The sequence below is a fragment of the Neobacillus cucumis genome (genome assembly GCF_023715505.1).
The window spans coordinates 23,027-35,761 of sequence record NZ_JAMBOH010000028.1 but is presented as its reverse complement, the minus strand read 5'-3'; the positions used below and the strand labels follow the sequence as shown (position 1 = coordinate 35,761).

10 protein-coding genes are annotated in these 12,735 nt (G+C 38.4%); 8 read left to right on the top strand and 2 right to left on the bottom strand.

Annotated elements, in window-relative coordinates:
- Positions 1-39 precede the first annotated feature (39 nt).
- The 3 genes from M3226_RS25460 to M3226_RS25450 all read left to right on the top strand — a co-directional run bounded on the left by M3226_RS25460 (position 40) and on the right by M3226_RS25450 (position 3,478).
- Entirely contained in the window at positions 40-1,413 is a 1,374-nt protein-coding gene (locus tag M3226_RS25460; protein WP_251571465.1) for an extracellular solute-binding protein, read from the top strand.
- Positions 1,414-1,533: 120 nt separating this feature from the next.
- Complete coding sequence (locus tag M3226_RS25455; RefSeq protein ID WP_251571463.1) at positions 1,534-2,397, top strand: sugar phosphate isomerase/epimerase family protein; 864 nt, start codon at positions 1,534-1,536, stop codon at positions 2,395-2,397.
- 19 nt (positions 2,398-2,416) lie between these two features.
- Entirely contained in the window at positions 2,417-3,478 is a 1,062-nt protein-coding gene (locus tag M3226_RS25450) for a Gfo/Idh/MocA family protein (RefSeq protein WP_251571461.1), read from the top strand.
- A 95-nt stretch (positions 3,479-3,573) separates the two neighbouring features.
- On the opposite strand, the gene M3226_RS25445 is transcribed toward M3226_RS25450, so the two are convergent.
- Positions 3,574-4,131, bottom strand: coding sequence for an NUDIX domain-containing protein (locus M3226_RS25445; protein WP_251571460.1), 558 nt, complete (start codon positions 4,129-4,131; stop codon positions 3,574-3,576).
- Between the two features lie 210 nt (positions 4,132-4,341).
- Here M3226_RS25445 and M3226_RS25440 point away from each other — a divergent pair, with 210 nt between their 5' ends.
- The 5 genes from M3226_RS25440 (at position 4,342) to M3226_RS25420 (ending at position 11,754) form a co-directional block, all read left to right on the top strand.
- Entirely contained in the window at positions 4,342-5,541 is a 1,200-nt protein-coding gene (locus M3226_RS25440) for an MFS transporter (protein ID WP_251571458.1), read from the top strand.
- Positions 5,542-5,619: 78 nt separating this feature from the next.
- A complete protein-coding gene (locus tag M3226_RS25435) occupies positions 5,620-5,787 on the top strand; it encodes a hypothetical protein (protein WP_251571456.1) in 168 nt (55 codons plus the stop codon).
- A gap of 366 nt (positions 5,788-6,153) precedes the next feature.
- Positions 6,154-8,811, top strand: coding sequence for an SGNH/GDSL hydrolase family protein (locus M3226_RS25430; RefSeq protein ID WP_251571454.1), 2,658 nt, complete (start codon positions 6,154-6,156; stop codon positions 8,809-8,811).
- Positions 8,812-9,247: 436 nt separating this feature from the next.
- Entirely contained in the window at positions 9,248-10,375 is a 1,128-nt protein-coding gene (locus M3226_RS25425; RefSeq protein ID WP_251571452.1) for a lipase/acyltransferase domain-containing protein, read from the top strand.
- Positions 10,376-10,884: 509 nt separating this feature from the next.
- On the top strand, positions 10,885-11,754 hold the full coding sequence (locus M3226_RS25420) for a 50S ribosomal protein L11 methyltransferase (protein ID WP_251571449.1): 870 nt from the start codon (positions 10,885-10,887) through the stop codon (positions 11,752-11,754).
- A gap of 104 nt (positions 11,755-11,858) precedes the next feature.
- On the opposite strand, the gene M3226_RS25415 is transcribed toward M3226_RS25420, so the two are convergent.
- Complete coding sequence (locus M3226_RS25415) at positions 11,859-12,728, bottom strand: SPOR domain-containing protein (protein ID WP_251571447.1); 870 nt, start codon at positions 12,726-12,728, stop codon at positions 11,859-11,861.
- Positions 12,729-12,735: the final 7 nt, after the last annotated feature.

Sequence of the window (12,735 nt, the reverse complement as noted above, 5' to 3'; positions counted from 1 at the left end):
GAGAACAACTTATCAATCTATTTTAAGGGGGAAGGTACCATGGTTAAAAAACTTTATCTTATCTTTATTGCATTACTTATGTTAACCACAGCTGCATGTTCTTCTACAAGCAGCACAAAGGAAGAAGTGAGTGATGCTAAAGTTGTTTCGAAAATTAAGGGCACCGTTCGTGTTTCTCTGGCAGGCTGGCAGTTAGAAAGTGGTATTGATCCTATTACTGGTATCGAGAATGTGGGATTAAAAGATTTTCTTAAGAAAGAATTTGAACCAAGATACCCAAATATTAAATTAGAATTATACCAAGTACCTTGGGAAAATGCTCAAGCAAAACAAACGGCGATGTTAAAATCTGGAGATGTTGACATTCTTTATACGGGTGGGGCATTTGCTTCCCAGTGGCAGAAACAAGGGCTGTTAAAAGGATTAGATCCATTGATTGAAAAAGATTCGTCCTTTGATCCTAATATGTATTTAAAAGGTGTTTGGGAAAATTCCTATAGTACAAAATCTTTTGACAAAAAAGTTCATTTTGGAATTCCAGCTGTGCTCGGAAAACGTATTATTATCTATGATAAAAAGCTTTTTGATGAATGGGGAGTAGATTACTTATCAAACAATCCAACTCCTGAAGAAATATTAGAAACAGCAAAGAAAATGACTGGGAAAAATCCTAAAACCGGAAAAAAGAACTATGGTATTTGGTTTGATGGAAAAGCTTTAAATGCATCCACTTTTGTAGCTTTAAGTTATGCGTATGGAGCAAATGGAGGAGAAGGGACATTAAACGATCTAAAAAATATCAAATGGAATTTGAATTCACCAGAAATGGTTAAAGCCTTTGAATGGTTAAAAGAGGCAGCAAAATATGCACCGCCAGGCATTTTGAATACCCAAGGAAATGAAAACTTTGGCTTGGAGAATAACGATATCGCTATTCATTTAGATGCAAATGGTGCAAGCACGATGGGCGAAGTCATGGCCAATAAAAATACCAAATTGCTTGATCGTTTTGAATCAACCTTAAATCTAGGTCCTAATGGTGAAGGATGGGTTGCTGTAGACCCTTTTGTAATGGCAAAAGATGCTAAAAACGTTGAAGCATCCTGGGAGGTTTTAAAATTCCTAACAGGTCCAATTACCCAAAAATATACCTATGATAATTTCAAATTTACTCCAACCCTTACAGATGCTAGTTTCGTATCAAAAGAAGATAAATATATGAAAACTGCAATGGAAATCGCCCAAGTTTCTAAATCGACTCTCTTAGATGAAGCAGATCCGTTTTTCGGAAGTGAAATTGTACCTGCCATCAACGGCTTTATTAGTAAGGCGCGTAACGGAAATGCTCCAGATATTCAGTCCTATTTGGATGACTTACAAAAACGTGCTGAAAAGTGGTCTGCTAATCAATAGTACAATCGTTCATGCAGGGGAGTATCAAAAACTCCTCTGGTTTATATGATAATTTTTTCCCGTTGGTTAAAGGTATCATAATATGGATTGCACTTATGTTTAAATAATTGGAGGTAGAAAATGAAACTAGGTTTAAGTTCTTATAGTTTATATTCAGCCCTTAAGTCAAAGGAATTAAATATCCTTGAAGCAATCGAATGGACTGCCGAGCAAGGCGGAGAACATATTGAAATCGTACCAATGGGGTTTTCATTGGACGAAAATCCTGATTTAGCAGATGCGATACGCCAAAAAGCAGAAAATGTCGGTATTGAGATTTCTAATTATGCAATTGGAGCAAACTTTATTACAGAGGATGAAGAGCAATTTGAACAAGAAGTAGAAAGAGTATTTAAACAAGTGGATATTGCAAATAGGCTAGGGGTAAAGCTTATGCGTCATGATGTGGCTTGGAGACCGATCGGAGAGACTTCTTTTCAACAATTTGAACAAGATTTACCAAGAATCACTGATGCCTGTAAAAGAATTGCCGATTATGCAGCCGAATATGGTATTACAACTAGTGTTGAAAACCATGGATATTTTATTCAAGCAAGTGACCGTGTCCAAGCTCTGCTACATCGTGTAAATAAGGTTAATTTCAAAACCACATTAGATACCGGAAATTTTCTTTGTGTAGATGAAAATCCTATCAAAGCAGTGAAGAAAAATATTCAACATGCTTCAATGATTCATATTAAAGATTTTTATTACCGGCCTGAAAAGTATAACCCTGGAGAGGGATGGTTTCAAACAACTTGTGGGAATTATTTAAGAGGCTCCATTATTGGCCACGGGGACATTGATATATATGAAATCATTAAAGTGATTAAGCACTCAAATTATGACGGCTATATCTCCATAGAATTTGAAGGTATGGAGGATTGTAAGAAGGGTTCAAAGATTAGCTTAGACAATGTTCGGAGAATTTGGGAACAAGTTTAATAGAAGGGGAGAATGAGTAATGGGGAAACTTAAAATAGGTGTTATCGGTGCTGGGTCCATCTCAGATATGCATCTGCAGTCCTATCAAAAAAATGAAAGAGCCGAGTTATATGCCATTTGTGATAAGAATACAGTAAGAGCAGAAGAGAAGGCAAATAAATATGGTGCTGCCAGAGTTTATGGAGATTATCGGTCATTACTAGCTGATCAAGATATTGATGCGGTCAGTATCTGTACATGGAATCACTCCCATGCGGAAATCGCCATTGCCGCATTAAAAGCAGGGAAACACGTTCTAGTAGAAAAGCCATTAAGTACCACTGTAGCTGAGGCAAAGCAAATTGAAGAAACCGTAAAACAAACCGGGAAAATCCTTCAGGTTGGTTTTGTAAGAAGATATGCCTCCAATACAGCGATATTAAAGGATTTTATTGATGCGGATGAGATCGGTGAGATTTATTATGCCAAAGCTTCCTGCATAAGAAAACTCGGAAATCCAGGCGGTTGGTTTTCAGATATCGAAAGATCAGGTGGAGGACCCTTAATTGATCTTGGCGTACACGTAATTGATATTTGCTGGTATTTAATGGGGAAACCGAGAGTAAAGTCGATTAGCGGGAATACCTACTCTAAGCTCGGGAACAGATCTAATATTAAAAATCTATCATTCTATAAAGCTGCAGATTATAATCCGGAAATTAATACCGTTGAAGACATGGCAAATGCGTTGATCCGATTTGAAAACGGTGCTTCTTTAATGGTAGACGTCAGTTTTACTCTCCATGCAAAACAGAATGAAATCTCAATCAAACTCTATGGAGAAAAAGGAGGACTCGAAGTTGAACCAGAATTATCACTCATTACTGAAAAGTACAATACGATATTGAACATGACTCCTCAGGTAGATTCGTTAACATTTGACTTCGAACAAGGCTTTCAAAATGAAATGGATCACTTCGTATTAGCCTGCCTAGGTGAAACCGAGACCTTAAGTCCAGTGGAAGACGGATTAGAAATGATGAAAATTTTATGTGGCATCTATGAATCCAGTGAAAAAGGAATGGAAATTTCGTTTGATTAACATTGATTCAGGAAAAAAGAGATCATGACAGTTTTATCATGGTCTCTTTTTGGTAAAGAGAGTTTAGTCGTGTTGTGACAGAGTAGTGATTTTTATCAAACTTTAAAGAGAATACTATCATGGATAGGTACTACTGGATCATTATCCTTTATTAAGCCTTTACTTTCTCCATGATAAGCAACTTGTATCAGCCATCTCGTGAAGGGAGCTACATTCATCGACTCGATTTCTTCTAAACTGTAAAACCCTGCTTCATCAGACTCCACACCATCCGGTCTTGGAATTCCACACATATATTCCATTGCAAAAGCAACATAAAGATTATGAATGTTACGTGGGAGATCTCGAATCGCAACAATTCCTTTTACTTTTGCTTTAATTCCTGATTCTTCCTCAACCTCTCGTATAATCGTATCTTCAATCGATTCCAATTGTTCGATATATCCGCCTGGATTAGTCCAGTATCCTTTTCCAGGATTATGTGCTCGTTTCACTAGAAGGAACTTTTCATCCTTAATGACTAATGCTCCAACGCCAACACTATAGTCACCCCAGAATATAAAATCACAACGGGGGCATGCCTTTCGCTTTGTTCCGTCAATATCACGAAATTCCAGGCCAGTACCACATTTTAAACAGAAATTTGCTGACAAATTCGCCCATCCTTTCTTCTTCAAAAAACATCGTGTAATAATCAATTTCGACGTAATTAATATATATCCTTTACAATAGTCATGTCTTAAAGCAAACAAAGTGATTTAATAGTTGGTGAGTTTTTTAATACATAATTATTCAGGTGTTTATAAGTCGAAAATCCAATTAATATAGTAGAAATTTCATTTTACAGGGCAGGTGCTGAAAAAGTGACAGTAATCACCGATTTTAAATTATTTTTGAAAATCAATGGAGCTTGGATTCTACTAATTGGTATGTTTTTCTACGGCATTGGAACGGGGATTTTGGCACCTATGAACGCGGTCTATATGCGTGATGGAATTGGTTTATCTAAAATCGAAATCGTTTCAATTTTTTCTATTTCTTTATTACTGAATATGGTAACGACCATGGTGGTCGGTATAATAAGCGATAAAATCAAGCGAAAGAAGCGACTGCCCATCTTTGCCTGTATTGTTTGTATGGCCGGTTTGCTAATTTATATGAATGCGTCAACCTATGTGGTAACACTGATTGGCATGGTTTTTGCTGTCGCACCTTCTGGGCTTATTATGGGGCAGTTTTTTACCATGGCACGAAATCATTTTATGACCCTAGCCCCCGACATTTATGAAATGGCGCAAATCTGGCTTCGAGCAACGCTTAGTGTCGGTTTTTTTACTGGATTGCTAGTAGGAGCGAATTTATATATTATTGGCGATTTCAAAAGTGTCCTGTGGGGGAACTTTCTGGGATATGCAGCTTTGTTCGTGGTACTTATCATCTACAAAGAGTATGAGGCTCAAAGCTACATATCAAATATAAAAGGTGAACCTTTCTCCCTCGGCATGCTTTTTGCTCTTCTTTTGCTCGCCTGTGCTGACGCATTAAGAGGACTCTATTTACCGCTTGTGGTCGTTCAATTGTTTAAAGCACCCCAGATCATGTCTTACTTATGGAGTGTTCAGGCAGTTTTTGAATTACTGTTTATGACAGTTGCAGGATATTGGGCCAATAAGTTCGGCAGTAAACCTGTTATCATAATTGGAAGCATAAGTGCGTTAATCACTTATTTATTGTACTCTTTACAACCGCCAATATGGGTGTTTTTTCTTGTCCAGCCACTATACTCTTTCTTCGTCTCTGTTTTATATGGGGTAGCAATGGGGTATGTCCAGCGTATGTTTCATACCCGCATTGGATTTGGATCCAGTTTATATGTATTCTTATCTCAAACAGCTTCTTTGATTGGTTATTTTCTGCCTTTTTTCATACCTGGTTACCAGCCACGAATCTTTATCATTCCAGGCATATTGGTTTGCGGGTCCATTATTTTAATGGTTGGACTTGTATTCATTCATCGGGTTAGGGCAAAGAAAGATTCTCATTCAGTTGGAATAACAGGATAAAATGTAGTTTATCACCTTGAAAGGGTTCCTTTTACATACCGGAATTTGTGAAGTAATTAATGGAAGAGGATTGGAAATATGAATAATCCCAAAACGTTTGCGGGTATTGCCGGTAAAACAATAATGGACTTGGATACAACATCTGTCATTGTCATATATAATGACGAGGTAATTACAGATTCGATTCTGATCAATAAGCCCAATTATGTTCGAAAAACAAAAATAGGCACATTCCGGCTTTTTTAAATCCATTGTGATGGTAAAGATTGACCAAAGAGATAATAAAAATACTTATCCCCGATGATTTACGAAGAATTATAGAGTTTACGAATGACTAAATGAAAACTAGAAAAAAGGAGAATGAGGCAGTATCACTACCCATTCTCCTTTTTTTGCTAGCAAGAACCTAAATTCGACCAATTTTTAGCCCTTTTCAGTTGTGTAATTATAGTTATGACTTTATTACCAAAATATGGGTCTATTGTGATAGCTTCTGCAATATATTTTTTATCGGGTTATTTCAAGTCCTACCTAACCATTATCTTATCAGCAGTAAGTTATGGGTTGTTGGATGATAAATGCCTACACTTTGTTATTCTCAGGAGGAATCACATGACTTTTACTCTAGGAACACAATTTATCCCAATTGCAAAACAATCTATTACTATGAGCCCTAACACGATCACTTCACTGACAAGTTCAAGCCAGGACAGATTGCAGTATCACAAAGCCGTTCTTGAATCGGTGGGAATTACGTCTCTTTCATCCCTTGGAACACTCAATTTATCAGGAAATTTAATTCCCCAAGCAGGGCTAACAAGGCCTGATCCGAACTTAGCGGCCAGTCAAGTCTACTTCCAGTCAGCGTATAAATTAACGAATACGGCAGCCACACCAGTCCTTCAACCTACTGGAGGCCAGGCTACCATTCTGAAAGCCATTCCTTTACCATCGAAAACAGTAAGTGCTGCTTCTGTATCGAGTCTTACGACACAGATTAATGTGGATACCGCTTATTGGGTCGCAACTGAAATCAATTTACAGGACAATACGACAATCGTTCTAAAACAACCACAGCATTATCTTATTTTAATTGCTGAAAAAATAACCGTTGGGCAAAATGTTACGTTTACATGGGAAAGGCCAAGTAAATATAGCCCAGCTAAACCTATCAAACCACCAACCCCTCCTCAAGCCCCAACTTCCACTACGCTAGTAGGCATTACAGGGACAAATGGGATACATGGAGTCAAAGGGGGCAGAGGACCAGATGGAACTAGTGCGCCTGAATTAGAAGTATGGGTTCTTGATATGATTGGACGTCCTGCTTTTGATTTAAGAGGTCAGGATGGAATAATCGGTGGTGCTGGGCAGGATGGCGGGAATGGCGGCCAAGGAGGAAAAGGAAAACCTGCGCAATTGGACTGGGCAGGATTCTGCAAGTCTGGCTCCGGCGCTGGCGGCAACGGAGGAGCTGGGGGAAATGCAGGTTTAGGCGGAGATGGAGGGAATGGAGGATATGGCGGAAAGCTTTCCCTATATGCCCCGCAGAAGGTGATCAATCAATACCTTCAAGGTTTTTACATAACCGTCGATGGTGGACGCGGAGGAGCAGGAGGTCTGCCTGGTGAAAGGGGTTCTGGTGGAGCAGGAGGACCTGTGGGAGATTCTCTTAAAGCAAACTTTGGAGCCGTTTGCGGACCTGGAACCAGAACGGCCGGATCCAGAGGGCCTGATGGAGCATCTGTAGCCCAAGGTTCCCCAGGCTACGAGGGGGGAAAACTGCCAGAGCCAATCAGTATGCGTGCCATCGATCCAGAAGATTTCTTGAGAAAACTACTTGAACCCGTTATTTTTGAAGCCACTCCTGGCTATGCTTTTGCAGGGGAAAGCATCACATTAACAGGTAAGCGTTATACGAAAACGGATATTGTGCTCATTGATGGTTCACCTGTACCAACTAACGTTTACAGTGATACTTCCCTGCAATTTTCAGCCCCTTTTATCAGAGGAGGGCAGCACACCATTCAGGTAAAACAGTCGGATGGAACATTATCCAACAAAGCTTCTCTGTATATTAAGCCCAAGGTCGACTCTGCCCAGCAGGATCAAAAGGAAAATGAACATATGCGAGTGACTCCAGGGCGAAAAGTGACGTTAATTGGCAGTGGATTTTCCGAAAATGCGATTATTCGGATCAATGATCAGGATATGAGGGATGTAACTTTATTAAGCCCAACCCAACTTGAGTTCACCTTGATCAGACCTTCCACCGTTGAACAAAATCCATCAGGAGAGCATGTGACAGCACGTGTGATTCTATCAGATGGAACTCCATCTAACACCCTTAATTTAGTGTTGGATACCTTTCATATGCTCGTTATTGGTGATTCTGTATCTTGGGGTCAAGGGTTATTTGAACATGAAAAGCACTATTCGCTGGTCGGCAATGCGGTTAAAGCCCGGAATGGAAATATCGGATTCTATACCCAGGTACTTGCGCATTCTGGGGCAACGATTGGAGTAGATGATCATACAAACACGCCAGCAGTAGATGGAGAGGTGCCCGTTTCCTATCCGACCATTCTTCAACAGTGTGATCTATTTGTTGGGGATCCAACTCAGGTAGATCTGATTATTATGGATGGCGGAATCAATGATGTGAATCTTCGAGTTGTCCTGAATCCTTTTAATCAAGATGATTTAAGTGAGCTTAATCGGACTCAATTCCTTGATAATAGTAAAAAATTATTTTACAAAGTGGCCACTACCTTTCCAAATGCAAAAGTCATTGTAACGGGATACTATCCTCCTGTTTCTGAGCACAGCGATCTTAGCGCTGTAGAAGTATTACTTGTCGCATTAGGAATTGTGATAGAGGGAATACCTGGCGGTGTGGCCGCTGGATTTTTGACAGAACATCACCTGCAGATCATACATGAAAGAAGCTTGCAGCTTGCGAACGAGTCCAAATTGTTTCTCCAACAGGCTGTGGATGAAACCAATGCTACTCCGGAGGGCGGAAACCGGTTTTTCTTCGCGGATCCCAATATTGGTGTAGAACATTCTGCCCTTACCAAGGATCCTTATTTATTCGGGATTAATTTGGATATGTCCCCACAGGATTTTATCGTAGCTGATCGGTTGATCTCCTGCACAAAAGCTGGTTGTACGGGAATAGACTTTGAGATTTGCAAACGAGCTTCAATGGGCCATCCTAATAATAAAGGGGCAATTGCTTACGCTAATGCGATCTACCCATTCTTATAAGTAAGTTGAAGACCAATCCACAATGGTTTTAATAGAAAAATAAAGAACAAAACCTAATCAACCTTCATTTGCTTGATTAGGTTTTTGTTTTTTTATAAAGTTAAATCAAGTGGTTTTGATATATTTTAAAGTCCAGAAATTGACGACGAGATTAGATGTCCATAGTTTGACGAATTTCATGTTCAAACCTTATTTGAAAAAAGGGAGAACCATGACAATCCTCCCATTTAACTTATTAAACTAATAGGTGGGGGTAAGCTGTTTATTAAACTTGTAAATGCCTTAAAGCGGCACGTGTTGTTTATACGAAATAAGACACAAAGTGAAAATGAACGTTAGGGTTAGTAGTAGTCCTGCATCATAATAGGTACCCAATTACATACAAATAGAATAGAATCAGTATGTTTCATTTTTGAAAAAAATGGAGGAATTATCTATGTCGATACCTACAATTTTAATACCAGGTATTCAAGGTACCAAGCTTCTCAATACAAACACACTTGATTCAGATACCATTTGGTCATTGGTCCAAAGTAAGTATGAAACAATCTATGACCTCCTTTTAAAGCAGGACTGCCGTTTTGAGGTCAATCCTAAATCGATCATCGAACGGGGGGATGTTGAGGATATAGCCTATCGGGAAATCGTTCACGTCATTGAACGAAAAACCAAGCAGCCAGTTTATATTTTTGGGTATGATTGGAGGCAATCCTCACTTGATACAGCCAAACGATTAGCTAATTTCGTTGAATATCTTAAGGAGAAACTTTCTGTAAAAAAGTTTAACTTTATCGCCCATAGCATGGGGGGAATGGTGCTAAGCAGCTTTTTGAAGACGCTTAAAGGAAATTATGATTCAATTGAACATGTCATATTTGCTGCAACTCCTTTTAGAGGTACAACCCAGGCACTTATCTCTTTAACGATGGGTGAGGGTGGAATTCGCTATCCGATGTTTAATTCGAGTGATGAGTTCCGAAAAATTGCCCGTACCTTCCCTTCCGTTTTTGAGTTGTGTCCTACCTATCAAAAAGCGGTCATATTTGAAGATGGGGCTCATTTTGATATTTTTAACCCCGTTCATTGGCAATCCAACATCGGAGATGACGACTGGGGGATGTTCTTGAATCGAATCAGTCACATGAAAGCCTTTTGGGACCGTCAAAATCCAGCCATGTTGGATTTAAGGGACCTTCCACTTGAGGTGAGGAAAAGGTTCCTTATTCTAATGGGAATGGGAGTAAAAACAAAGAATAAAGTCATTGTTCAACCGAAAAGTCCTGATGGAAGGGTGAAGAATTTTTTTAACTTTGATTCATTAGATTCCGAAGGTGATGGCGAAGGGGTTGTTCCGTTTGAAAGTGCCTCTATTTATAAAAATGACATTTTGACACTTGGTATTAAGAAGAAATGGACTGATATTTCTTTTCACGCACTTTTCTTGAATGATGGAAGAGTTCAAACAACCATTACCCGATTTTTATTAAATCAAACGTCCGATTATTCCAATGGTTCACCATGGTGGACAGTCATTGATGACTCAGTCACTAAAGCTTCCAATTGAATAATAAGCAGGTGGCTGTGGAACTTGAAATGATATACTTGTAATGCAACAGAATAGGATTTCTCAAGGGTGGTGGGCACACACCCAAACTTTAAATAAAGGTGTTATTTGTACGAACAGTTAATTTTAGGTTAACTGTTCTTTTATTCTTTTTGGGGAAAACAATAATCCATCTATCTCTGAACAATTTCCCATTGTTAATTAGAAAAGGTCCAGAAGAAGATAATAGGTCGTACAGAAAATTTAGAAAGAGGACAAGAAGTAATAATATCGGGACAACAGGAGCTGAAAGATATTATTAAACACTCGTTACACTCATGACTGTAAATTTCAGAAAGATCAGAAGAGACATGAAAGCATTAGCATTTTTTGATTCACCTCTCAATGATCAACTTTTTTGTCATAAAAGCCGTTTTCATAACAGTTTAACTGGCCATAATGATAAAAAGTTTGATTGATGTTGGCTCTGCCGCATGATGTAGAAGGCCAACAACTAGGAGAAAAAAACAATGTTTGAAATAACCGTAAGACTTCCAACTAAAAAAATTGACAGAATCATTACTCATTTATACCAAAAAGGCTACCACCAAACCTTTTATGAGGTTCCATTAGATGTGGTGACCGATGCCAACGGCTATGCCTTTGTTGAGAAGCGAAATGAAACAACAGAACTTAATATCTATATAAATAATTATTTCGAAGCAAAGGAACGACGTAAGTTGGTAGAACTATTAGCCATTGACGAGTCCAGTCTGGTGGTTAAGGAAGTGAATGAACGGAATTACCAGCTAACGTTTGATGATATTTTCCTTGAGAATGGCTGGGTCATCACGACACCGGATAGAAGGAATGATTACCACAAAGAAAAGCGGATTGTACTTGACTCCCAAGGGAATTTTGGTACAGGCTATCATGAAACGACAAAAGATTGTTTGTACTTCATATTAAAACATGATTTTACAGGATTAGGTGTTGCCGATATCGGAGCCGGTTCTGGAGTCTTAAGTGTTGCTGCAGCCATTAAGGGAGCAGAGTTGATCGATACATATGACATCCAACTGGTAGAGCGAGAAATTCTGTATCAGTGTGAATTAAATAGTGTCAAGCCGGTGAATGTGTTTCAAAGTGATCTAATCAAGAATAAAAATCGAATCAACAAAAAATATGATTTTATTTTTCTTAATATCGGAACGCAGGAAAATATGGATATCCTTATTGCCCAAAGACTCTTAGATTGCAAAGACACAACGTTTATATTGTCAGGTATGCTTGAATGGAATTACAATCGGGTAGAGACTTTATTTAAAGATGTAGGATTTCTTTTGGTGAAGAAGAAACAAAGTAACGAATGGGTGACATGCGTTTTTAAGGCACAATAAATGGGCCATTTAAGGGAAAATCTTAATCTATAAAGCAAGAAAGGATCCAGTATGTTTTACTGAATCCTTTATTAATGTATGAACACAGTTACCATTCATTTTTATTATTTCGATTTTCGTAAATCCAAATATTGTACTGTCTTTCCATCACGATCAATCTGTACAATTAATTTGTCGTTGTTAAATTTGTAAATGATTTGTTCACATTTGGCACTTTCATAGCAGGTAACCATCTTCACTTCATTGGGGTTTCCATACAGCTTGAGTATTTGGCTTTTCTCAGTGGGAACGGAAGCTGTTTTCAAAAATTCCGGGTACACTTGAAACTGTTCAATGGAATCATTTGCTGCATTGAATGTTACACGAACACCAGCACCGTCATTTCTATAATAAAGAGACCTGGTATTCTTATCGTCCTCCGTTTTTGATGGTTGCCCGAATTTTTGAACAAGCTGTATGTAGGAAGATCCTACAGTGATTCCATTAATATGAAGTTTCTCAGTTAAAAGGAAAGCATCTTTTATCCCGTTAGTCTTTAGCTTCTTTTTCATTTTCTCTGCTTTCGATTTACTCGAAAAAGCACCGGCTTGAACACGATATAAGCTTTTACCATTGATGACTTTCTTTACAACGACCGCTTCAATTCCTTTCTTTTTCAAAAAAGTGACACGCTTATCTGCATTTGCTTTCTTGCTAAAAGAACCAGCGACGACAACATACAATGGTTTGGTTTGTTCAAAATCTGGAATCATCAACTCTTGACCCGCAATAATCTTATTACTTGTTAACTGGTTGTATGTCTTTAAATCTTCAATGGAAATATTGTATTTTTTCGAAATGCTATATAATGTATCTCCTTTCTTTATCGTAATATAAATATCCTCAGCAGCTGCCTTCCCATTGCCGAAATAAAATACCGACCCCATTAAAACAGTGCTCATGACAACCTGTAGGAACCGTTTAAATCTATTCATTTAATAT

What these genes read in the sequence shown, in the direction of transcription:
- M3226_RS25455 (WP_251571463.1), top strand. Translation starts at nt 1,534, where the DNA reads ATGAAACTAGGTTTAAGTTCTTATAGTTTATATTCAGCCCTTAAGTCA.
- M3226_RS25450 (WP_251571461.1), top strand. Translation starts at nt 2,417, where the DNA reads ATGGGGAAACTTAAAATAGGTGTTATCGGTGCTGGGTCCATCTCAGAT.
- M3226_RS25430 (WP_251571454.1), top strand. Translation starts at nt 6,154, where the DNA reads ATGACTTTTACTCTAGGAACACAATTTATCCCAATTGCAAAACAATCT.
- M3226_RS25415 (WP_251571447.1), bottom strand. Translation starts at nt 12,728, where the DNA reads ATGAATAGATTTAAACGGTTCCTACAGGTTGTCATGAGCACTGTTTTA.
- M3226_RS25435 (WP_251571456.1), top strand. Translation starts at nt 5,620, where the DNA reads ATGAATAATCCCAAAACGTTTGCGGGTATTGCCGGTAAAACAATAATG.
- M3226_RS25425 (WP_251571452.1), top strand. Translation starts at nt 9,248, where the DNA reads ATGTCGATACCTACAATTTTAATACCAGGTATTCAAGGTACCAAGCTT.
- M3226_RS25460 (WP_251571465.1), top strand. Translation starts at nt 40, where the DNA reads ATGGTTAAAAAACTTTATCTTATCTTTATTGCATTACTTATGTTAACC.
- M3226_RS25420 (WP_251571449.1), top strand. Translation starts at nt 10,885, where the DNA reads ATGTTTGAAATAACCGTAAGACTTCCAACTAAAAAAATTGACAGAATC.